This window comes from Nocardia sp. NPDC055029 (assembly GCF_053608525.1).
In genome coordinates this window covers 52,576-74,163 of sequence record NZ_JBSGVQ010000035.1, presented here as the reverse complement: position 1 = coordinate 74,163, position 21,588 = coordinate 52,576, and the positions used below count along the sequence as shown (strand labels likewise).

The following is a 21,588-nucleotide window of genomic DNA, read 5'->3' as shown; positions in this document are numbered from 1 at the left end:
CGTGCGATCACCGCTGCGCGGGGCTGGTCAACGCGTCGGGCGCCATCCCGAGCACCTCCGCGATATCGGCCACCGGCACCGCACCCTCCCGCAACACCCGCGGCTGATCCGCGGTCAGATCGACGATCGTGGAGGCCACCGCGTGCTCGGCCGGACCACCGTCGAGATACACACTCGCCAGCGAACCCAGCTGCTCGCGCGCCTGCTCGACGGTGCTGGCGGGCGGCTGCCCGGACACGTTCGCACTCGACACGGCCAGCGGCCCGACTTCGCGCAGCAATTCCAGCGCCACCGGATGCAACGGCATCCGCAGCATCACCGTGCCGCGGGTGTCACCCAGATCCCACGCCAGCGACGGCGCCGCCTGTACGACCAGGCTCAGGGCACCCGGCCAGAACGCGCGGATCAGGTCCCGCGCCTGCGGCCGCACCGAGAACACGAGCCCATCGATGGTGTGCCAGGAACCGACGAGCACCGGAACGGGCATATCGCGACCGCGCCGCTTCGCGGCCAGCAGCGAGCCGACCGCGTCGGCATCGAACGCGTCGGCCGCCAGGCCGTACAGCGTGTCGGTCGGCATCACGACCAGCCGACCGGACTTCAGCGCGCTGGTGGCGGCGGTGATGCCGGCGGCCCGAGACGCCGGTTCGGCACAGTCGTAAACGGTACTCACGCTTAGCTTCGCCTTCCCGCGATTTCTGCCGGACTTCGGGTGGCTGACAATATTCCGCTGCCCCGGGTCTCGTGGTCATCGGGGTTGCGGCAAGTTGTCGAGGTCCCACGATTCTTGCCGGTCTTCGGTGTGCGGCAAGAGTCTAGCCCCCGCGAGGGGCTTCACCTGCGCGGGGACTTTGCGAGGCCGCGACGCTCCGGCCCACCGCCCGGCGTGCAGCGGCCACTCCTGGAGCTGCTGGAGGTGTGCTGGACCGGCGGGCCCGCGCCGCAGGCAGCAGGGAAACACGGCGTTCGGTCACCCGGTCAGGGTTTGCTGTGCCGCGCCGCGACGACGAATCGCGGCTTACCCGCGAGATCGGGATGCTCGACGATGTCGACGAAATCGGCGGCCGCCAGGAGGGCCGCCACTCCCCCGCCGTTGGTGTCGTCGTGCTCGATGGCGGTGGCGCCGCCGGGTCGCAGCAGGCGGGCGATGGTGGGGACCATGGCGCGGATGACGTCGAGGCCGTCGGAGCCGCCGAAGAGGGCGCGGTGGGGGTCGTGCTCGGCGACCTCGGGGTCGAGGATGGCGGCGTCGGGAATGTAGGGCGGGTTCGAGACGACCAGGTCGACGCGGCCCGACAGCTCGGTGAGCAGGGTCGGGTCGGTGACGTCGTCGGCGTACAGGGTGATGGGGGTGTCGCCGTCGGCGATGCGGTCGTCGGCATTGCGGCGGGCCCAGGGCAGGGCGTCGGAGTCGAGTTCGACGGCATGGACCTGGGCATCGGGGCGGGCGTGTGCGATGGCCAGGGCCAGGGCGCCCGAGCCGGTACACAGGTCGACGACGATCGGCGCGTGGTCGTGCGGCAGCGTCTCCAGCCAGGCCAGCGCCCACGCGAACAGCAGCTCGGTCTCCGGCCGAGGCACGAAGACGCCAGGGCCGACGGCGAGGTCGATCTCGCCCATGGCAGCGGTTCCGGTCAAGTGCTGCAACGGGATTCGCGCGGCCCGCTGGTCGATCAGCTGCCCGAACCGTTCCGCCTCGGCGGGCTCGACCATCGGGTGCAGCGCCAGCCGCATCCGGTCGACACCGAGCACGTGGGCGGCCAGGTTCTCGGCATCGGGCAGCGGTGAGGCCACGCCCGCCTCGGCCAGCCGCGCCGCGGCCTCGACGATCAGCGGGCGCAGCCGGACGCGTTCTGCCACGGTTACTCGGCGGCCATGCGGGCGTCGCGGTCGGCCTTGCCGAGCGCGTCGAGCAGCGCGTCCATGTCACCGTCGAGGACGGCGTCGAGGTTGTGCGCCTTGAAACCGATGCGGTGATCGGCGATCCGGTTCTCCGGGAAGTTGTAGGTGCGGATGCGCTCGGAGCGGTCCACCGTGCGGATCTGGCTCGCGCGGCCCGCGGCGGCCTCCTGGTCGGCCTGCTCCTCGGCCAGCGCCTGCAGCCGGGCGGCGAGCACCTGCATCGCGCGCGCCTTGTTCTGCAGCTGGGAGCGCTCGTTCTGGCAGGTCACCACGATGCCGGAGGGCAGGTGGGTGATGCGAACCGCGGAGTCGGTGGTGTTGACGCCCTGGCCGCCCTTGCCGGAGGACCGGTAGACATCGATGCGCAGGTCGGTCTCGTCGATCTGCACCTGCTCGACCTCGTCGGGCTCGGGGTAGATCAGCACGCCCGCCGCCGAGGTGTGGATGCGGCCCTGTGACTCGGTCACCGGCACGCGCTGCACGCGGTGCACGCCACCCTCGAACTTGAAGCGCGACCACACGCCGTCACGGGCGGCGTCGCGGCTCTTGATCGACAGCGTCGCGTCCTTGTATCCGCCCAGGTCGGAATAGGTGACGTCGAGCGTCTCCACCTTCCAGCCGTGCCGCTCGGCGTAGCGGATGTACATGCGCGCCAGGTCGGCGGCGAACAGCGCCGATTCCTCGCCGCCCTCGCCCGACTTCACCTCGAGTACCACGTCGTCGCCGTCGTGCGGGTCGCGCGGGGCGAGCAGATCGGCCAGCGCCTGCTCGAGCTCCACCAGCTGGGTTTCCAGACCGGGCACCTCGGCGGCGAACGCGGCGTCGTCGGCGGCCAGCTCACGGGCGGCATCGAGATCGTCGCGGACCGATTCGAGCTTGCGGTAGGTCGACATCACCGGGGCCAGCTCGGCGAACCGCTTGCCCACCCGCCGGGCCGCACCGGCGTCGCTGTGCAACGACGGATCGGCCAGCTGCGTCTCCAGGCCTGCGTACTCGGCCAGAATGTCGTCGATGGCGGACGGCTGCGTCACGTTTGCTTCCTTATGTGCGGTGCGGGCGGAATCGGTTGGGCGAGAAACCACCGACGCCCGGCCTGCGGAAGCAGAACCGGGCGTCGGATGAGGCAACTAGCTGTCGGCGTCGGCCTTCTTGCCTGCACGCTTGCCGTAGCGAGCCTCGAAGCGAGCGACGCGGCCGCCGGTGTCGAGGATCTTCTGCTTGCCGGTGTAGAACGGGTGGCACTGCGAGCAGACCTCGACGGTGATCTGGCCGGACTCCTTGGTGGAGCGAGTCTGGAAGGTGTTGCCGCAACCACACACAACGGTGGTGTCGACATACGTGGGGTGGATTCCTGCCTTCATGGGCGTCCTCTCGATAATGGTCGCCGGGTCGCATGCCGCTGGAGCGCGGAATACGTGAACCGGAACCGACTAGGCGGGATGTCTGCGAAGCCGCAGACACACAGCGGTCCAGTATGCCAGATCTGGCCGCACCCTCCGAAAACACCCCCCACCTCAGAATTGTTCCCCGAATGCAGCAAGGGGCCCCGCGTCGGCGAGGCCCCTTGCTGCGGTTCTAGACGATCACTCGTCGAGAGCGCCCGGTGCGGTCTTGGAGACCTGCATCAGGAACTCGAGGTTGTTCTTGGACTTCTTCAGACGGTCGATCAGCAGATCGATGGCCTGGTGCGAGTCCAGCCCGGTCAGCACGCGACGCAGCTTGTGCAGCACGGCGGCCTCGTCGGGCGAGAGCAGCAGCTCGTCCTTGCGGGTACCGGACGGGTTGACGTCCACCGCGGGGAACACGCGCCGCTCGGCGATCTTGCGGTCGAGCTTGAGCTCGGCGTTGCCGGTGCCCTTGAACTCCTCGAAGATCACCGTGTCACCGGTGGAGCCGGTCTCCACCATCGCCGTGGCGATGATGGTGAGCGAGCCACCGTTCTCGATGTTGCGGGCCGCGCCGAGGAACCGCTTGGGCGGGTACAGCGCGGTCGAGTCGACACCACCGGAGAGGATGCGGCCCGAGGCGGGCGAGGAGTTGTTGTACGCGCGGCCCAATCGGGTGATCGAGTCGAGCAGCACCACAACGTCTTTGCCCATCTCCACCAGTCGCTTCGCGCGCTCGATGGCGAGCTCGGCGACCGAGGTGTGGTCGGCGGGCGGACGGTCGAAGGTGGAGGCGATGACCTCACCCTTCACCGAACGCTGCATGTCGGTGACCTCTTCGGGACGTTCGTCGACCAGGACAACCATGAGGTAGCACTCGGGGTTGTTGATCGCGATCGCGTTGGCGATGTCCTGCATGATCGTGGTCTTACCCGCCTTGGGCGGGGACACGATCAGCGCACGCTGGCCCTTACCGATCGGCATGATCAGGTCGATCACGCGCGTGGTCAGCTTGTTCTGCGCGGTCTCGAGGCGCAGGCGCTGGTTCGGGTACAGCGGGGTCAGCTTGGTGAAGTCGGGACGACGCTTGGCCGCCTCGACCTCGCCGCCGTTGACGGTGTCCAGGCGGACCAGCGGGTCGAACTTCTGGCGCTGGTTGCTCTGCTCGCCGTCACGCGGGGCACGCACCGCACCGGTGATCGCGTCACCGCGGCGCAGGCCGTTCTTGCGGACCAGGTTCATCGAGACGTACACGTCGTTCGGGCCGGCCAGGTAGCCGGAGGTCCGCACGAACGCGTAGTTGTCCAAGACATCGAGGATGCCTGCGACCGGCTGTAGGACGTCGTCCTCGCGGATCTCGAAGTCGCGGGCCTCGCCGCCACCGCCACCGGCGCCACCGTCGCGGTCACGACCGCGGCGACGCTCACGGAACCGGCGACCCCGGCGACCGCGGCCGCCTTCCTCGTCGTCACCACCGCGGTCGTCGCGGGGACCGCGATTACCGCCGGCGCTGCCGTTCTGGTTCTGGTTGCGCTCGTTCTGATTCCGCTCGCCACCGGCGCGCTCGCCCCGGTCGCCACCGGTGCGGTCGCCACGGTCGCCACCGGTGCGGTCGCCACGCTCGCGACGACGCTCGCCCTGCTCGCCGCCCTCGGCCTTGTCGGCCTGCTTGGGCTCCTCGCCACGGCTCTCGGCCTGGGCGTTCTCGCCCCCACCGGAACGGGCCTGGTCACGACCACGACGCTGCCGGCCACGGCCACGCTGACCGCCCTCGCGACCGGAATCCTCGGTCGACTCGGCGGGAGCGGCGGTCTTGGACTCGGCCTGCGCCTGCTCGGCCGGGGCCTGCTCGGGCGCGACCGCGACGGCGGCCTGCGTCTCGGCGGGCTTGTCGGCCTTGGCCGGCTTGTCGGCCTTGGCCGTAGCCTCGGCCTTCGCGGGCGCCTCGGCCTTCGCGGGCGCCTCGGCCTTCGCGGGCGCCTCGGTCTTGGCGGCGGGCGCGTCGGCCGTCACGGCGGCGGCCTCGGCGGGCTTGCCCGCCTTCGCAGGCGCTCCGGCCTGATTCTCCTTGATAGCGGCGATGAGATCGCCCTTACGCATACCGGAGGTGCCTCGGATACCGAGCTCCCCCGCCAATGCGCGCAACTGCGGCAACAGCATTCCAGTCAGCCCCGATCGTGCGACGTCGGTGTGTTCGCTCATTTTCGAAATCTGTCCGGATTCACTTTCGCGGCCGCCCGAGTTCGTAGGGTTGGATTCCACCCCGGGTGTCGCGAGCAGGTCCGTATCTGTCACGGAAATCCTTTCCTTCCCTCGAATGCCGTGTGCTGAATCGAGGGTTCGTTCCGTAGACCCGGCACCGTGTGCCGAGCTCGGATTACGCGTCCGACAGGACGCCTGTGCCGTACTACCCGCCCCGCCGGACCGGAGGCTTCGCCACCAGAAGACAGTGGTGAGGAGAGATCATTCCAGTTGAGCGGCTTCTCGGCGTCGCAGCACCTCCATGGTGTGGAGGCTCGAGCCTGGAGCCTGCTGGAGCGATTGCCCTGATGAAGCACCGGCGTCTGATGCGCACGATGTACGGACTTGCACAGAATAGCTGCCCATTGCGAACAACGGCAAGGCAGGCACGCCGTCAGTCGACCGCGACGCCGCCCGCAATGCCGGGTTCGACTACCCGCAGCCCGTCGGATTCCGCCTGTTTGCGCAGGTCATCAGGGAATTCTCCGGTCGCGAGAGCCAGAATGGTCGGGCCTGCGCCGGAAACAGTCGCCGCGATTCCCGCGGCCCGAAGCCGCTGGATCCACGCCGTGGTGAGCGGTAGCGCGGGAGCACGCTGGGTCTGGTGCAGCCGGTCGGCGGTGGCGGGCATCAGCAGATCGGGGCGCTCGGTGAGCGCCACGACGGCCAGCGCCGCCCTGCTGACGTTGAACGCGGCGTCGCCGTGCGGCACCTGCTCGGGCAGCAGCCCGCGGGTGTGCGCCGTGGACGAGCGTTCCTGCGGGATCAGCACCACCGGGCGCAGCGCGGCGGCGGGCTGCAGGCGCACGGCCCGGTAGGCGCGGTTGGCCTCGGCATCGGACTCGGTCCACGACACCACGATTCCGCCGAGCACGCTGGCCGCGGCGTTGTCGGGATGACCCTCGAACTCCGAGGCCAGCTGCACCAGACGGTCGGTGTCCAGGCGCAGCTCCGGATCGAACTTCGCGGCCAGCCCGGCGCCCGCGGCCAGGCCACCGACCACCGCGGAGGCGCTGGAGCCGAGGCCACGCGAGTGCGGAATCACGTTGCGGCACACCACATCGAGGCCGTCGGCCCAGACGCCGAGCGATTCCAGCCCGCGCTCGATCGCCCGCACCACCAGATGCGTTGGGCCCCACGGCACGTCGTCGGCGCCCTCACCCTCGACCCGGATGTCGAGACCCGAATCGGTCGTGCGCACCACGATCTCGTCGTAGAGGCCCAATGCCATTCCCAGGCAGTCGAATCCGGGGCCGAGGTTGGCTGTGGAGGCGGGAACGCGCACGGTCACTTCGAGACCGGCGGGCAGGGTCGCTGTCATCAGCCTGCTCTCGCGTGCGCTCAACTCAGGCCAGCTCGAGTTCGTGGGCGATGGCCACCGGGTCGACGGCGATCGGCTTGACCTCGGGCATGCCGGTCAGCGCGTTGTCGGGGTCCTTGAGACCGTTGCCGGTCACGGTGCAGACCACGGTCAGGCCCGAATCCAGCCAGCCTTCCTTGCGGGCGGCGAGCAGACCGGCCACGCTCGCGGCCGACGCGGGCTCGACGAAGACGCCCTCGGTCGCGGCGACCAGCCGGTACGCGGCCAGGATCTCCTCGTCGGTGGCCGCGCGGAAGGCGCCACCGGACTGCTCCTTGGCCTCCATCGCACCGTTCCACGACGCCGGGGCGCCGATCCGGATGGCGGTGGCCACGGTCTCGGGGTCCTTCACCGGAGCGCCGTTGACCAGCGGGGCCGCACCGGCGGCCTGCACGCCGAGCATGCGCGGCAGCACCGAGGTGATGCCGTCGGCGTGGTACTCGCGGTACCCGCGCCAGTAGGCGGTGATGTTGCCCGCGTTGCCCACCGGCAGCACGTGCACGTCGGGCGCCTTGCCCAGGACATCGCAGATCTCGAACGAGGCGGTCTTCTGGCCTTCGATGCGGGCCGGGTTCACCGAGTTGACCAGGCCGACCTCGGGGAAGTCCGAGGTGACCTTGCGGGCCAGCTCGAGACAGTCGTCGAAGTTGCCCTCGACCTGGATGATCTTGGCGCCGAGCATCACGGCCTGGGCCAGCTTGCCCATCGCGATCTTGCCCTGCGGGATCAGCACCGCGCACTCCATGCCGGCGCGGGTGGCGTAGGCGGCGGCCGAAGCCGAGGTGTTGCCGGTCGACGCGCACAGCACGGCCTTCTGGCCGCGGTACTTGGCGTCGGTCATCGCCATGGTCATGCCGCGGTCCTTGAAGGAACCGGTCGGGTTGGCGCCCTCGACCTTGAGGTACACCTCGCACCCGGTCAGCTCGGACAGGTGCGTCGCGGGGACCAGCGGGGTGCCGCCCTCGAACAGGGTCACCGGTTCCCAGTCGGCGGCACCTTCGAGCCGATCGCGGTAGGCCGCGATCAGACCCGGCCAGCGCGAGTGCACGCCGAGCTGGGGGGCGATGCCAGTGGAATTCATGATTCTTCTGTGCCTTCCAGTCTGAGAACGCTGGTCACAGCGGTAACGGAATCCATTTCCGCCAATGCCGCGACAGTATCGGCCAGCGAGGACTCCACCGCATGGTGGGTGACGACCACGAGCCTGGCACCGTCGCCATGGCCCTGCTGACGCACGGTCGAGATGCTCACCCCGTGCTGGGCGAACGTGTCCGCCACCGCGGCGAGCACGCCGGGACGATCCGCCACCTGCAGGTTCACGTGGTAGCGGGTCGGGGTGTCCCCGATCGGCGCGATCGGCAGCTCAGCATAGACCGATTCGCCCGGTGCACGACCACCGTAGAACTTGTTGCGCGCGGCCATCACGAGGTCGCCGAGCACGGCCGAGGCAGTCGGCGCGCCACCGGCGCCCTGCCCGTAGAACATCAGGCGGCCCGCGTTGTCGGCCTCGACGACGACGGCGTTGAACGCGCCGTTGACCGAGGCCAGCGGGTGCTTGCGCGGGATCAGCGCCGGGTACACGCGCACCGAGACGCGATCCTTGCCGCCCTCGGCGGAGGTGGGCTCGCCCGGACCGGCCGCGACGCGCTCGCAGATGGCGAGCAGCTTCACGGTGCAGCCGACGGCCGAGGCCGTCTCCAGGTCCTCGGCGGTGATCTTGGAGATGCCCTCGCGGTACACGTCCGCCGCGGTCACGCGGGTGTGGAAGGCCAGCGAGGCCAGGATCGCGGCCTTGGCGGCGGCGTCGAAGCCCTCGACGTCGGCGGTGGGGTCGGCCTCGGCGTAACCGAGGTCGGTGGCCTCGGCGAGCACGTCGTCGTAGGCGGCGCCGGTCTCGTCCATCGCGGAGAGGATGAAGTTGGTGGTGCCGTTGACGATGCCGACGACCCGGTTCACCCGGTCACCCGAGAGCGACTGGATCAGCGGCCGGACCACCGGGATCGCACCGGCGACGGCGGCCTCGAAGTACAGGTCGGCACGGCTGCGCTCGGCAGCGGCGGCCAGTTCGCCGGTGTAATCGGCCAGCAGCGCCTTGTTGGCGGTGACGACGGACTTGCCCGCGGTCAGCGCCGCGCCGATCAGCCCACGGGCCGGATCGATGCCGCCCATCACCTCGACCACCAGGTCGACGTCCTCGCGGGCGACGAGCGCCGCGGCGTCGGTGGTGAGCAGCTCGGCGGGCAGGCCGCGGTCCTTGTTCAGGTCGCGCACGGCGACGCCGCGCAGCACGAGCGGCGCACCGACGCGCGAACGCAGGTCCTCGGCGTGGTCGCGCAGCACGCGGACCACCTCGGTGCCGACGGTGCCCATGCCGAGGACGGCGACACCCAGCGGACGACTCGCGTCCCTGGTGCCGTTGTTGACGCCGGTTTCGGTCATCCTTCTACCTCCAGGCTGAGCAGGTCCGCCACCGTTTCCCGGCGCAGAATCAGTCGCGCCACACCGTCACGCACCGCGACCACGGCGGGCCGGGTGAGCTGGTTGTAGCGGCTCGACATCGAATAGCAGTACGCACCAGTCGCCGCGACGGCGACCAGGTCACCCGGGCCGGCATCGGCGGGCATCCAGGTATCGCGAATGACGATATCGCCACTCTCGCAATGCTTTCCGACCACGCGCGCGACGACCGCATGCGCATCCGACGAGCGCGAGACCAGACGGCAATCGTAATCGGCCTGGTACAGCGCGGGACGGATATTGTCGCTCATGCCGCCGTCGACGCTGACGTAGCGGCGGCGCGCGCCGCCGTCGAGCTCGACGTCCTTGATGGTGCCGACCTCGTAGAGGGTGACGGTGCCAGGCCCCGCGATGGCGCGGCCCGGCTCGACGGCGATGGTCGGCTCTGGCAGCCCGGCGCGGGCGGCCTCGGCGGCGACCAGGCCGCGCAGGTTGGCGGCGAACTCGTCCAGCGGCGGCGGGTTGTCGCTCGGCAGGTACGAGATACCGAGGCCGCCGCCCAGATCCAGGGTGGAGATCTGCGCGGTGCGCTCGATACCGAATTTGTCGATGGCCTCGCGGAGCAGGCCGAGCATGCGGCGCGCGGCGATCTCGAAGCCGTCGAGCTCGAAGATCTGCGAGCCGATGTGGCTGTGCAGGCCGACCAGGCGCAGGTTGTCGGCTTCGAAGACGCGGGCGAGCGCCTCCATGGCGTCGCCACCGGCGATCGAGAAGCCGAACTTCTGGTCCTCGTGGGCGGTGGAGATGTACTCGTGGGTGTGCGCCTCGACACCGACGGTGACCCGGACCAGCACGTCCTGGACAACGCCCGCCGCGCCTGCGACCGCTTCGAGCCGCTCGATCTCGTAGAGCGAGTCGACGACCACGTGCCCGACGCCGGCGGCGACCGCGGCCTCGAGCTCGGGCACCGACTTGTTGTTGCCGTGCAGCGCGATGCGCGCGGCCGGGAAACCGGCGTGCAGCGCGATGGCCAGCTCGCCACCGGAGCAGACGTCGAGCGAGAGGCCCTCGTCGCGGATCCAGCGCGCGATCTCACCGCACAGGAACGCCTTGGACGCGTAGTGCACACGGGCGTTGGGCCCGAAGGCGCGCACCATGTCGCGGCAGCGCGAGCGGAAGTCGTCCTCGTCGATGACGAACAGCGGGGTGCCGTACTGCTGGGCCAGCTCGGTCACGGGCACGCCGGCGATGCGGACGATGCCGTCCTCGCCGCGGGTGGCGTTGCGCGGCCACACGTTGGCCGGCAGGTCGATCATCTCGCTCGGATCGGTCGGGCGCTCGGCCAGGCTCGGGGCGTGCGGGATCTCTGCGTGCCGGGGACCGGCCGGGTGTGCACCACTCACAGTTGTGCGTCCTTCCTGAAAAGCTTGCCGGTGTTCACATGCGCTCCGGTGCGCTGACGCCGAGCAGGGTGAGGCCGTTGGCCAGCACCTGACGGGTCGCCTTGACCAGTTCGAGCCGGGCGGCGTTGAGGGGGGTGACGGCGTCGTCGCCCTTGGGCAGTACGCGCATGTCGTCGTCGGACTGGAAGGGGTGGTAGACACCGGCCAGTTCTTCGAGGTAGCGGGCGATGCGGTGCGGTTCGCGGGTCTCGGCGGCGGTGGCGACCACGCGCGGGAAATCACCGAGCGTGCGGATCAGATCGCCTTCGCGCGCCGAGTCCATCAGCGCGAAATCCGGTTCGACGGAAGCGAACTCGGCGTACTTCGCGGCGTTGCCGATGATGCTGTTGGTCCGCGAGTGCGCGTACTGCACGTAGTAGACCGGGTTCTCGCTGCTCGCTTTGGTCCACAGGTCGAGATCGATGTCGATGCTCGAGTTCACCGAGGAGCGCACCAGCGAGTAGCGGGCGGCGTCGACGCCGATCTGCTCGACCAGGTCGTTCAGGGTCACGACGGTGCCCGCGCGCTTGCTCATCTTCACGGCCTGGCCGTCGCGGACCAGGTTCACCATCTGCCCGATCAGCACCTCGACGGTGTCGGGGTTGTCGCCGAACGCGGCCGCGGCGGCCTTGAGGCGGCCGATGTAGCCGTGGTGGTCGGCGCCGAGCATGTAGATGGCCAGGTCGAAGCCACGCGCGCGCTTGTTCTGGAAGTAGGCGATGTCACCGGCGATGTAGGCGGCGTTGCCGTCGCTCTTGAGGACGACGCGGTCCTTGTCGTCGCCGAACTCGGTGGACGCGATCCACCAGGCGCCGTCCTTCTCGTACAGGTTGCCCGAGTTCTTGAGCTGCTCGACGGCCTGCTCGACGGCGCCGGAGGCGAACAGTTCGCTCTCGTTGAAGTACACGTCGAAGTCGGTGCCGAAGTCGTGCAGATCCTGCTTGATCTGGGCGAACATCTGCTGCACACCCTCGCGACGGAACAGCTCGTGCCGCTCGTCGGCGGGCAGGGTGAGCGCGGCGGGGTGCGCGGCGACGATGCCGGAGCTGATCTCCTGGATGTACTCGCCCGCGTATCCGTCTTCCGGGGTCGGCTCGCCGAGGGCTGCCGCGACCAGCGACTTCGCGTAGCGATCGATCTGCGCGCCGTGGTCGTTGAAGTAGTACTCACGGGTCACGTCGGCGCCCTGAGCGGCCAGGATGCGGCCCAGCGCGTCGCCGACGGAGGCCCACCGGGTGCCACCGAGGTGCACGGGACCGGTCGGGTTGGCGGAGACGAATTCCAGGTTGATCTTGGTGCCGGACAGCGCGGCGCCGGTGCCGAACTTCTCGCCCGCGGCCAGGATCTGCGTGACGATCACGCCCTGCGCCGAGGCGGCGAGGCGGATGTTGAGGAAGCCGGGACCTGCGACGTCGGCCACATCGATGCCGTCGGTCGCGGACAGGGCCTCGGCGAGCCAGCCGGCCAGCTCACGCGGATTGGTTCCCACCCGCTTGGCCACCTGCATGGCCACATTCGTGGCATAGTCGCCGTGTTCGGGGTTGCGCGGACGCTCCACTGTGACCTGCTCGGGCAGGACCGACGAGTCCAGTCCACGTTCGACAAGCACCTTCGCGGCGGTGGTGCGAAGGAGATCTGCAAGGTCAGCTGGAGTCACGAGTCTCTATCCTATTGGCTGGGCGCCTCGCAACCACGACCGCCCGGTACGAACGTCCCGATCCACACGTCGAAAGAGCACAACGAGCGATGCCGAGCAGGACCAGCGCCACATCAGCCAAGGCCGTCCGGGCCGCGGGGAAGTCGTCTCCGTCCCGCAAACCCGGCAAAGGCAAGCTTCCGGGTAAGAAGCGAGAATTCCCCTGGGCCCTGCTGGGCGCCGGTGTGGCCATCGTCGCGTTGATCGGCCTGCTCGCCTACAGCCTGGTGCCCAAGTACCTGGACCAGGCCGCCATCCGGGAAGCCCAGACCGACCTCAAGGAATGGGTGCCGTCCAAGGAGAACCAGGACCCGTCGGCGAAGATCGACGGCGTGGTCAAGCAGGACTACCCGGCCGGTCTGCACGTGACGTCGGCCCAGCGCGTCGCCTACGACAAGACGCCCGCCTACGGCGGCCCGCACGACGGCGCGTGGGCCAACTGCACCGGCACGGTGTACGCCAAGCCGATCCGCATGGAGAACGCGGTGCACTCGCTCGAGCACGGCGCGGTCTGGATCGCCTACAACCCGGACAAGGTCGACGCCGCGGGTGTGGAGAAGCTGTCGAACTTCGTCAAGGGCCGTCAGTACTCGCTGATGTCGCCGTACCCGGGCCTCGACTCGCCGATCTCGCTGCAGTCGTGGGGTCACCAGCTCAAGCTCGAATCCGCCGACGACGCGCGGATCAAGCAGTTCATCTCCGCGCTGCGCGAGAACCCGTACGCCTACCCCGAGGTCGGCGCGAGCTGCTCGAACCCGATCTTCGACGCCAACAACCCGCCGCCGTTCGACGCGGCGCCGTACGGCCCCGAGGCCGTGCCGATGGACGGCAAGGGCCTGACCCAGGACCAGTCCGAGCTCGGTGGGGGCGCCGGCCTGCCGGGTCTCCCCGGCGGTCTCCAGCTGCCGGGCACCCAGCCCGCGGGCCAGTAGTGGGCACCGACACCGCGTTCGACCCCGACGACAACGCCGACGACACCGCCGCCGAGCCGGGCGCGCGTCGCCCGGCCGGGGCGATCCTCGTCCTCGGCGCCATCGGCCTGCTGCTGCTCGGCGCCGTGGCCGGCGTGCTGCTGCGGCTGCCGCTGGACAAGACCGAGACACCTGCGCCGGGCCCTGTCGACGTGGGGTTCAGCCAGGACATGTCCGCGCACCACGCGCAGGCGGTCGACATGGCGGGCGCGGCGCTGATCGGCTCGACCGACAACGACGTGCGCAGGCTCGCCTACGACATCCTCACCACCCAGCAGAATCAGATCGGCCGGATGCAGGGCTGGTTGCAGCTGTGGGGCGAGCCCAACCAGAACGTCGACGGCTACATGGGCTGGATGACCGACCACGGCTCGGGCTCGCACGGCCACGGCGGTACGACGACCGGGCACGAGATGTCGGGTCCGATGTCGTCGATGCCCGGCATGGCGAGCCAGGAGGAGATGACCGCGCTGCGCCAGTCCACCGGCCCCGCCATGGACACGCTGTTCCTGCAGCTGATGCTGCGCCACCACCAGGGCGGTGTGCCGATGCTCGACTACGCCGCCGAGCACGCCGACACCACCGAGGTGCGGATCCTGGCCGCGCAGATGTCCAAGACCCAGGAGGGCGAGTCCCAGCTGATGACGAGCATGCTGGCCGCCCGCGGCGCGAGCCCGCTGCCGCTGAGCTGAGCGAGCCGCCGGACCGGGTCAACCGCCCGGTCCGGCACCGTTTTTGGCGCACCGCACTCGATGCGATACGCTGTCGCTGCCCGATCGCCGCACAGCGACCGGCATCTATCCCGCCCTCGTAGCTCAGGGGATAGAGCGTCTGCCTCCGGAGCAGAAGGCCGCAGGTTCGAATCCTGCCGAGGGCACATTTCGAGGCCCCGTCCGTTCGGTCGGGGCCTCGTTTGTTTGATTCAGGTTGTTCACGCACGGTTCCACTGGTTTCGGGGCCTCGCCCCGATGACATCAGGAGCGAGGCATGACGAATCCCCCCGAAGGCCAGCAGCCACCCTTCGGTCAGCAGCCGCCCGAGATGCCGTCCGGGCCGCCCGGATACCCGCACGCGGGATTCGGGCCCGGCCAGACTCCCCCGCCAGGCAACCCCGATGTCTTCCCGCCGCAGCAGCCGCCGAAGAAGAACCGGACCGGGCTGTTCATCGCGCTGGCCGTCGTCGCGCTGGTGGTGCTCGGCGCGCTGATCACCGGCATCGTGCTCACCGTGCAGGGGCGGACTCCGCTGGCCTCGGACGAGAAGCAGATCGAGGTCGCGATTCGCGACTTCTACGACACGCTCGGCGCCGACGGGTTCGTCGCGGCCGCGCAGCTGGCGTGCGAGGCCGACCGCACCGAGATCGACAATCTCACCCCGGAGCAGCGACAGCAGTTCGACGCCGCGACCGTCTCGGTGACCATCGACAAGGTCGAGGACATCGTCATCACCGGCGACATCGCCAAGGCGACGGTCGTCGGCAAGCTGACCCTGTCCGTGGCGGGCGAGGAGCCCAGCACCGAGGACAGCACCGAAGAGCACCTCAAGAAGGAAAACGGCACCTGGAAGATCTGCTCGGTGCCAGCCACCAGACACTGACCGAACACCGCACAGGCGAACCGGCTGATCGCCCATCCGCGCACGTCGCGCCGGGTATCTTGCTTAGGTAAGCCTCATCATCGGATGGGGATCCTTTGCCGGAAGGACGCCGATGATGTCGCGCAGTTGGAAACCGCTGGCCGGGCTGATGGTGATCGCGGTGGCCGCGCTGGGTGTCAGCGCCTGTTCGTCCTCCCCGGGCGATGCCGACGAGATCACCGTCTACAACGCGCAGCACGAGTCGCTCACCAAGGAGTGGGCCGAGGCGTTCACCAAGGAGACCGGCATCAAGGTCATCCTGCGTCAGGGCGGCGACACCGCACTGGGCAATCAGCTGGTCGCTGAGGGCGCGAACTCCCCCGCCGACGCCTTCCTCACCGAGAACTCACCCGCCATGGCACTGGTGGAGAACGCGGGTCTGTTCGCCGACGTCGACAAGGCGACGCTCGACCAGGTCCCCGCCCAGTACCGGCCATCGACCGGCAAGTGGACCGGAGTCGCCGCCCGCGCAACGGTTTTCGTCTACAACAAGGACAGGCTGCCGACCGCGGGCCTGCCCGCCTCGCTGCTCGATCTCGCCCAACCGCAGTGGAAAGGCCGCTGGGGCGCTGGCACGTCCGGCGCCGATTTCCAGGCGATCGTGGCGGGCCTGCTCGCGCTGAAGGGCGAGGATGTCACCCGGTCCTGGCTGCAGGGCATGAAGGCCAACGCGACCTCGCTGCAGAACAATGTGGCGACCATGAAGGCGGTCGACGCGGGCAATCCCGAGGGCGGCGTGATCTACCACTACTACTGGTACCGCGATCAGGCCAAGACCAAGGAGGGCAGCGCAAATACCGCGCTGCACTACTTCAAGAACCAGGACCCCGGCGCCTTCGTCAGCGTGTCCGGCGGCGGCGTGCTGAAGTCGAGCAAGAAGCAGGAGTCCGCGCAGAAGTTCCTGGCCTACATCACCGGCAAGAAGGGCCAGGAGATCCTCCGCGACGGCACCTCGATGGAGTACCCGGTCGCCAGTGACATCGCCGCGAACCCGGCCCTGCCGCCGCTGGCCGATCTGCAGGCACCCGCGATCGACCCGAGCAAGCTCGACTCGAAGAAGGTCACCCAGCTGATGACCGAGGCGGGACTGCTGTAGGTGGTTGAGCTCGCCGGGCCGACCCCGTCGGCGACGACATCGCGGGTCGGCAGGCCCGGGGTGTTCGTCACGCTCGCGGCGCTGACGCTGACCGCGGCGACGTTCATCCCGCTGGGCTACATCGTCTCGGTCCTGTTCGACACCGGGCTCGGCGAGGCCGCCGATATGGTGTTCCGGCCGAGAGTCGGTGAGCTGCTCGGCAATACCGCCGCCCTGGTGGTGTACACGGTGCCGGTGTGCGTGCTGCTCGGGATCGGGCTGGCCTGGCTGGTCGAGCGCACCGAGGTACCGGGCCGGTCATGGTGGGGTCCGGTGCTCGTCGCACCGCTGGCGGTGCCCGCGTTCGTCAACAGCTACGGCTGGGTGAGCGTGTTCCCCTCGATGCACGGGCGCTCCGCCGCGGTCCTCGTCTGCACACTGTCGTATTTCCCGCTGGTGTATCTGCCGGTCGCCGCGACACTGCGCAGGCTCGATCCGGCGATCGAGGAGTCGGCGCGCGCGCTCTGCTCCGGCCCGGTGGAAGTGTTCTGGCGTGTCGTGGTGCCGCAGTTGCGGTTGGCGATCCTCGGCGGCGGGCTGTTGATCGGCCTGCATCTGCTCGCCGAGTACGGCGCGTTCGTGATGCTGCGCTACGACACGTTCACCACCGCCATCTTCGAGCAGTATCAGAGCAGTTTCGCCGGTCCGGCCGGGAGCATGCTCGCCGGTGTCCTGGTCCTGTGCTGTCTGGCGCTGCTCGGCGGCGAGGCGCTGCTGCGCGGGAACGCCCGCTACGCCAGGCTCGGCAGCGGCGCGCCACGCGCGGTTGCGCCGATTGCCCTCGGCTGGTGGCGGATTCCGCTGTTCGGCGTGCTGGTCGCGGTGATCGTCGCGGCGCTCGGCGTGCCGCTGTGGACGATCGGGCGCTGGCTGTGGCTCGGCGGCCCGGCCGTGTGGGACATGACCACGATCGGCACGGCACTGGGCCAGACGATCGGCTTGGCCGCGGCCGCCGCGCTGGTCACCACGCTGTGCGCGTTCCCTGTCGCCTGGATCGCGGTGCGTTCGGCAGGCAGGTTCGCCCGGGTTGTCGAGGGCGCGAACTACATCACCAGTTCGCTGCCCGGCATCGTGATCGCCCTGGCCCTGGTGACGGTCACCATCCGGTGGGCACCGCCGCTCTATCAGACCGTGACGCTGGTCGTGCTCGCCTACGTCCTGATGTTCCTGCCCCGCGCGCTGGTGAGCGTGCGGGCCGGGCTGGCGCAGGTGCCGGTCGGGCTGGAGGAGGTGTCACGGTCGCTGGGCGAGTCGGCCCCGGCCACCTTCTTCCGGGTGACGCTGCGGATGACAGCCCCCGCCGCCGCGTCGGCCGCCGCGCTCGTCTTCGTCGCCGTGTCCACCGAGCTCACCGCGACACTGCTGTTGGCGCCCAACGGAACTCGCACCCTGGCCATGCAGTTCTGGGGCCTGTCCGGCGAACTCGACTATGCCGGCGCCGCGCCGTACGCGCTGATCATGATCGTCGCCGCGGTGCCGGTGACATATGTGCTGTTCACCCAGTCCAGAAAGGCGGCGGGGGTATGAGCCGGCTTGTCGTCAGCGGAATTTCGAAGAGCTTCGGCGCCACCCGGGTGCTGGACCACATCGATCTCGATGTCCCCGACGGCACCGCGGCCGCCGTCGTCGGCGCGTCGGGCTGCGGCAAGACGACACTGCTGCGTGTCATCGCCGGCTTCGAGGCGCCCGATAGCGGGTCGGTCCAGCTGGGCACGGAAACCGTTGTCCGGCAGAACCTCTGCCTGCCGCCACAGCGCAGGCGGATCGGCTACGTCGCCCAGGACGGCGCGCTGTTCCCGCACCTGAGCGTCGCCGACAATATCGCCTACGGTCTGCACACCGGCCTGCGGGGAGCTGCCGCCAGGCTGCGCAGGCACCACGACCGCGACCGCGTCACCGAACTGCTGGCGATGGTGTCGCTCGACCCCGGCTTCGCCGACCGCCTGCCCCACGAGCTCTCCGGCGGCCAGCAACAGCGCGTGGCACTGGCACGCGCGCTGGCCCGCAAACCCGCCCTGATGCTGCTCGACGAGCCCTTCAGCGCCCTCGACACCGGCTTGCGCGCCACCACCAGGCAGGCCGTCGCCGAGACCCTGCGCGCCGCGGGGATGACCAGCATCCTCGTCACCCACGACCAGGAAGAGGCGCTGAGCTTCGCCGGACAGGTCGCCGTCATGCGCGACGGACGGTTCACCCAGGTCGGCCCGCCGCAGCACGTCTACCACCACCCCGCCGACCTGTTCACGGCCCGCTTCCTGGGCGACTGCGTCCTGCTCGACGCCCTCTGCGAGGCCGACATCGCCAAGTCCGCGCTCGGTCCGGTCCCGGTGCAGCGGCACGCCCCCACCGGCCAGACCACGCTGATGCTGCGCCCCGAACAGCTGACCGCGCAGGTCGTCACCACCGACCATCCGCACAGCGGCACCGTGACGGAGGTGGACTTCCGCGGCCCCGACGTCATTCTCACGATCGACCTCGCCGAAGGCGCAGGCACGGTCAAGGTCCGGCGGACAGGCACGCAAGCCCCCGCCCGAGGCGACAACGTTCGCCTGACAATCCAGGGCACCGCGATGGCCTACCCCAAGTCGTGAAGCCGCGGACCGGCTGAACACCGTGTTCAGCCGGTCCATCGAGCGAGCGGCGGGAATTGAACCCGCGTAAACGGCTTTGCAGACCGTTGCCTCAACCACTCAGCCACGCCCGCCTCGCCCTAGAGATTGCCGTGGCCTGGCCCGGCTGACCATGGTTGCGCTCAGCGTGAGCGTAATTCGGGCGACGCACGCGGCCCGGTCCGCGCGACGCATCTGAGCGGTGGCGACCTGGCACTATGCGATGATCAATGCCATGTCTCGGCCACGCCCGCTTCCGCATGACCCGATCGCCGAAGCTCATCGGCAGTGGACCGGGCACGGCTGGGGTGCGGTGGCCGACGGGATGGCCGCGGTGACCTCGCTGGTGCGGGCACAGCAGATCGTGATGGCCAGGGTGGACGAGGCGCTCAAACCGACGGGCCTGACCTTCTCCCGCTACGAACTGCTGCAACTGCTCAGTTTCAGCAAGACCGGCGCCCTGCCGATGGCCAAGGCCAGTGCGCGATTGCAGGTGCATCCGACAAGCGTGACCAACACCGTCGACCGGCTCGAGAAGGCCGGACTGGTCGTCCGGGTCCCACATCCGACCGACCGGCGCGCCACGCTCATCGAAATCACCGACGCGGGAAGGGAATTGGTCGCCGAGGCCACCGCATCCCTGAACGCGCGGGTGTTCGCCGAGCCGGGCCTGCCACCGGACCGGATCCGCGAACTGCTGACGTTGCTCGCCGAGTTCCGCCACGAGGCGGGCGACTACGAGGATTCCGGCGAGCAAAACCTCGCATTCCACGCGACATAGCAACCGACAGGCGAATCACCGGCCGACTCGCTTGGCAGCTAGCGGAAATTGGTCCACCATGTAGCCCATGGTGCTGGTCCTGGGGGTATCGGCGGGCGCGGGCGGTGCTCGCGCCGTGCTGACCCACTCCGATCAGCCGCACCTGCCGCCGGTGGACCACGTCCGGCTACCGCGCAGGGCGGGCGGCTCGGTCGAAGAAGCGGTGTTGTCGGCGATCCGCCGGATGCGCGTCGCGGCGCTCGCGCGCGACGCGTGCGTCACGGCCGCCGCGGTCACCTGCCGTAACGAGCTGCATGCCGAGGCGATCCGAGCGGTGGTCGGCGCCGGCGTCGGCATCGTCGACGAACCGCTGGCGCAATTGCGCTATCTGCGTTTCACCGGCATGCTGCCCACCACCGCCTCGGTGATCCTCTACGACCTCGGCTGCTCGGGTTTGACTGTCACCCATGCCGATTGCCGCACCGACACGATTCTGGCGAGCAAGCGCAGCACCGTGCTCAGCGGCGACGGCTACGACGCCCTGCTGCGCTGGCAACTGGCCCGCGGCGGGGTACTGGCCGACGCGCGCACCAGCCGCGCGCACCGCGAGTCGCTGAGCCGGGCGCGCGTGGTGACCGCGGCCGACGCCGACACCGGCGGCCGCGCGGTGGTGACCCGCAGCGATCTGGCCGAACTGTGCGAGGCCGGGCTGCACCATTCGGCCTCGTTCGTGCGTCAGCTGATCGAGGAGACCGGCGTGCAGCCGGGTGCGCTGGTCCTGCTCGGCGGCTGCACCCGCAACCCGACCCTGCGCGCCGATCTGGCCCAGCGCATCGGGCTGCCGATCGTCTACGACCCCGAGCCCGACTACGTGTCGGCGCGCGGCGCGGTCCTGCTGGCCGCCCAGCGCCCGTCCCGCCTGCGCATGCCGCGCCTGCGGGCGGGGGCGGCGCTGTCGACGCGCGACGGAGCGCAGCGGCCCGGTCGCAGGAAACTCCTCGCCGCGGTGGCGGTGACGGCAACCTTGGGCGGCACGATCGCCGGGTTGCTCGGCACCGAGAATTCGTCGGCGCGGGTACCCGAGCAGGGCACCGCGCCGGCTCCTGCCCAGCTCACCGACGGTTCGCTGCGGCTGAAACAGAACTAGCTGTTGGTGAAGTTCGGCGGCCGCTTCTCGACGAAGGCGGCCATGCCTTCCTTCTGATCGTCGGTCGCGAACAGCGAATGGAACACCCGGCGCTCGAACAGCAGTCCCTCGGCGAGCGTGGTCTCGAAGGCGCGGTTGACCGCTTCCTTGGCGATCATCGCGACCGGCAGCGACATCGAGGCGATGGTCTGGGCGGTCTCGAGCGCGGTGTCGAGCAGCTGGTCGGCGGGCACGATCCGCGACACCAGACCGGCGCGCTCGGCTTCCTCCACACCCATGTTGCGGCCGGTCAGGATGAGATCCATCGCCTTGGGCTTGCCGATCGCGCGGGTCAGCCGCTGCGAGCCGCCGATGCCGGGGATCACGCCGAGCTTGATCTCGGGCTGGCCGAACTTGGCGGTGTCGGCGGCGATCAGGATGTCGCACAGCATCGCCAGCTCACAGCCGCCGCCGAGGGCGTAGCCCGCCACCGCGGCGATGGTCGGCTTGCGGAAGTTGGCCAGCCGGTCCCAGCGGGCGAAGAAGTCGGACATGTACATGTCCATGTACGACTTGGGCGCCATCTCCTTGATGTCGGCGCCTGCCGCGAAGGCCTTCTCCGAGCCGGTGATGACCACGGCGCCGATGGAGTCGTCGGCCTCGAGCTCGTCGAGCGCGGCGATGACGTCGTCGAGGACCTGCGCGTTGAGTGCGTTGAGCGCCTTGGGCCGGTTCAGCGTGATCCAGCCGACCCCGCCCTTACCCTCGCTGCCGCCCTTGCGCTCCAGCAGAATCGTCTCGAAATCGGTCACCAGGCACCCTCTTGTTCATCAGCGGTCACGGATGGTGCAGACGATACCGAGCCCGAT

Annotated in this window: 19 protein-coding genes and 2 tRNA genes; 9 read left to right on the top strand and 12 right to left on the bottom strand. The window is 69.6% G+C overall.

What is annotated here, in order from left to right:
• Positions 1 to 7 precede the first annotated feature (7 nt).
• The 10 genes from ACWF9G_RS26085 to argS all read right to left on the bottom strand — a co-directional run bounded on the left by ACWF9G_RS26085 (position 8) and on the right by argS (position 12,444).
• Positions 8 to 673, bottom strand: a complete 666-nt coding sequence (locus ACWF9G_RS26085; protein WP_379310597.1) for an L-threonylcarbamoyladenylate synthase — start codon at positions 671 to 673, stop codon at positions 8 to 10.
• 305 nt (positions 674 to 978) lie between these two features.
• Positions 979 to 1,860 carry a peptide chain release factor N(5)-glutamine methyltransferase gene (prmC, locus tag ACWF9G_RS26080; protein ID WP_452518498.1) on the bottom strand — a complete coding sequence of 294 codons (882 nt, stop codon included), beginning with the start codon at positions 1,858 to 1,860 and terminating at the stop codon, positions 979 to 981.
• 2 nt (positions 1,861 to 1,862) lie between these two features.
• A complete protein-coding gene (gene prfA, locus ACWF9G_RS26075) occupies positions 1,863 to 2,933 on the bottom strand; it encodes a peptide chain release factor 1 (RefSeq protein WP_379310599.1) in 1,071 nt (356 codons plus the stop codon).
• Between the two features lie 96 nt (positions 2,934 to 3,029).
• Entirely contained in the window at positions 3,030 to 3,263 is a 234-nt protein-coding gene (gene rpmE, locus ACWF9G_RS26070; protein ID WP_379310600.1) for a 50S ribosomal protein L31, read from the bottom strand.
• 222 nt (positions 3,264 to 3,485) lie between these two features.
• Positions 3,486 to 5,582: a transcription termination factor Rho gene (rho, locus tag ACWF9G_RS26065; RefSeq protein WP_452518496.1), complete on the bottom strand. Its 2,097-nt coding sequence runs from the start codon at positions 5,580 to 5,582 to the stop codon at positions 3,486 to 3,488.
• Positions 5,583 to 5,922: 340 nt separating this feature from the next.
• Positions 5,923 to 6,849, bottom strand: coding sequence for a homoserine kinase (gene thrB / locus ACWF9G_RS26060; protein WP_452503883.1), 927 nt, complete (start codon positions 6,847 to 6,849; stop codon positions 5,923 to 5,925).
• 25 nt (positions 6,850 to 6,874) lie between these two features.
• Positions 6,875 to 7,969, bottom strand: a complete 1,095-nt coding sequence (thrC, locus tag ACWF9G_RS26055; RefSeq protein ID WP_452518494.1) for a threonine synthase — start codon at positions 7,967 to 7,969, stop codon at positions 6,875 to 6,877.
• On the bottom strand, positions 7,966 to 9,327 hold the full coding sequence (locus ACWF9G_RS26050) for a homoserine dehydrogenase (protein ID WP_379310603.1): 1,362 nt from the start codon (positions 9,325 to 9,327) through the stop codon (positions 7,966 to 7,968). Before ACWF9G_RS26050 ends, thrC begins: the two co-directional genes overlap by 4 nt.
• Positions 9,324 to 10,748 carry a diaminopimelate decarboxylase gene (gene lysA / locus ACWF9G_RS26045; RefSeq protein WP_452518492.1) on the bottom strand — a complete coding sequence of 475 codons (1,425 nt, stop codon included), beginning with the start codon at positions 10,746 to 10,748 and terminating at the stop codon, positions 9,324 to 9,326. Before lysA ends, ACWF9G_RS26050 begins: the two co-directional genes overlap by 4 nt.
• Before the next feature lie 34 nt (positions 10,749 to 10,782).
• Complete coding sequence (argS, locus tag ACWF9G_RS26040) at positions 10,783 to 12,444, bottom strand: arginine--tRNA ligase (RefSeq protein ID WP_379310605.1); 1,662 nt, start codon at positions 12,442 to 12,444, stop codon at positions 10,783 to 10,785.
• 89 nt (positions 12,445 to 12,533) lie between these two features.
• On the opposite strand from argS, the gene ACWF9G_RS26035 reads away from it, so the two are divergent.
• The 7 genes from ACWF9G_RS26035 to ACWF9G_RS26005 all read left to right on the top strand — a co-directional run bounded on the left by ACWF9G_RS26035 (position 12,534) and on the right by ACWF9G_RS26005 (position 18,815).
• Positions 12,534 to 13,415 carry a DUF3105 domain-containing protein gene (locus tag ACWF9G_RS26035; protein ID WP_452518490.1) on the top strand — a complete coding sequence of 294 codons (882 nt, stop codon included), beginning with the start codon at positions 12,534 to 12,536 and terminating at the stop codon, positions 13,413 to 13,415.
• The gene (locus tag ACWF9G_RS26030; RefSeq protein ID WP_452518489.1) at positions 13,415 to 14,146 is read left to right on the top strand and encodes a DUF305 domain-containing protein; all 732 of its coding nucleotides are present in this window, start codon (positions 13,415 to 13,417) and stop codon (positions 14,144 to 14,146) included. The genes ACWF9G_RS26035 and ACWF9G_RS26030 overlap by 1 nt, the downstream gene beginning before the upstream one ends.
• 112 nt (positions 14,147 to 14,258) lie before the next feature.
• Positions 14,259 to 14,331 (top strand) — tRNA-Arg (locus ACWF9G_RS26025).
• Positions 14,332 to 14,441: 110 nt separating this feature from the next.
• On the top strand, positions 14,442 to 15,050 hold the full coding sequence (locus ACWF9G_RS26020) for an Rv0361 family membrane protein (protein ID WP_452518487.1): 609 nt from the start codon (positions 14,442 to 14,444) through the stop codon (positions 15,048 to 15,050).
• A 115-nt stretch (positions 15,051 to 15,165) separates the two neighbouring features.
• Positions 15,166 to 16,185 carry an iron ABC transporter substrate-binding protein gene (locus ACWF9G_RS26015; RefSeq protein WP_379308925.1) on the top strand — a complete coding sequence of 340 codons (1,020 nt, stop codon included), beginning with the start codon at positions 15,166 to 15,168 and terminating at the stop codon, positions 16,183 to 16,185.
• On the top strand, positions 16,186 to 17,751 hold the full coding sequence (locus tag ACWF9G_RS26010; RefSeq protein ID WP_452518485.1) for an ABC transporter permease: 1,566 nt from the start codon (positions 16,186 to 16,188) through the stop codon (positions 17,749 to 17,751).
• Positions 17,748 to 18,815, top strand: a complete 1,068-nt coding sequence (locus ACWF9G_RS26005; RefSeq protein WP_452518483.1) for an ABC transporter ATP-binding protein — start codon at positions 17,748 to 17,750, stop codon at positions 18,813 to 18,815. Before ACWF9G_RS26010 ends, ACWF9G_RS26005 begins: the two co-directional genes overlap by 4 nt.
• Before the next feature lie 41 nt (positions 18,816 to 18,856).
• Here the strand turns inward: ACWF9G_RS26005 and ACWF9G_RS26000 are convergent.
• Positions 18,857 to 18,928 (bottom strand) — tRNA-Cys (locus ACWF9G_RS26000).
• Between the two features lie 140 nt (positions 18,929 to 19,068).
• On the opposite strand from ACWF9G_RS26000, the gene ACWF9G_RS25995 reads away from it, so the two are divergent.
• Both ACWF9G_RS25995 and ACWF9G_RS25990 read left to right on the top strand, forming a co-directional pair.
• A complete protein-coding gene (locus ACWF9G_RS25995) occupies positions 19,069 to 19,614 on the top strand; it encodes a MarR family winged helix-turn-helix transcriptional regulator (RefSeq protein ID WP_379308920.1) in 546 nt (181 codons plus the stop codon).
• A gap of 67 nt (positions 19,615 to 19,681) precedes the next feature.
• Positions 19,682 to 20,740 (top strand): Hsp70 family protein, encoded by a 1,059-nt coding sequence (locus ACWF9G_RS25990; protein ID WP_452518481.1) that lies wholly within the window; start codon positions 19,682 to 19,684, stop codon positions 20,738 to 20,740.
• On the opposite strand, the gene ACWF9G_RS25985 is transcribed toward ACWF9G_RS25990, so the two are convergent.
• Complete coding sequence (locus ACWF9G_RS25985) at positions 20,737 to 21,531, bottom strand: enoyl-CoA hydratase (protein WP_379308918.1); 795 nt, start codon at positions 21,529 to 21,531, stop codon at positions 20,737 to 20,739. The two genes, ACWF9G_RS25990 and ACWF9G_RS25985, sit on opposite strands and share 4 nt — an antisense overlap.
• Positions 21,532 to 21,588 lie beyond the last annotated feature (57 nt).

Bases quoted from the DNA above. Each gene is read 5' to 3' on its own strand.
- rpmE (WP_379310600.1), bottom strand. From the start codon at position 3,263: ATGAAGGCAGGAATCCACCCCACGTATGTCGACACCACCGTTGTGTGT.
- thrB (WP_452503883.1), bottom strand. From the start codon at position 6,849: ATGACAGCGACCCTGCCCGCCGGTCTCGAAGTGACCGTGCGCGTTCCC.
- thrC (WP_452518494.1), bottom strand. From the start codon at position 7,969: ATGAATTCCACTGGCATCGCCCCCCAGCTCGGCGTGCACTCGCGCTGG.
- ACWF9G_RS26050 (WP_379310603.1), bottom strand. From the start codon at position 9,327: ATGACCGAAACCGGCGTCAACAACGGCACCAGGGACGCGAGTCGTCCG.
- ACWF9G_RS26035 (WP_452518490.1), top strand. From the start codon at position 12,534: ATGCCGAGCAGGACCAGCGCCACATCAGCCAAGGCCGTCCGGGCCGCG.
- ACWF9G_RS26020 (WP_452518487.1), top strand. From the start codon at position 14,442: ATGACGAATCCCCCCGAAGGCCAGCAGCCACCCTTCGGTCAGCAGCCG.
- ACWF9G_RS26015 (WP_379308925.1), top strand. From the start codon at position 15,166: ATGTCGCGCAGTTGGAAACCGCTGGCCGGGCTGATGGTGATCGCGGTG.
- ACWF9G_RS26005 (WP_452518483.1), top strand. From the start codon at position 17,748: ATGAGCCGGCTTGTCGTCAGCGGAATTTCGAAGAGCTTCGGCGCCACC.
- ACWF9G_RS25995 (WP_379308920.1), top strand. From the start codon at position 19,069: ATGTCTCGGCCACGCCCGCTTCCGCATGACCCGATCGCCGAAGCTCAT.
- ACWF9G_RS25990 (WP_452518481.1), top strand. From the start codon at position 19,682: ATGGTGCTGGTCCTGGGGGTATCGGCGGGCGCGGGCGGTGCTCGCGCC.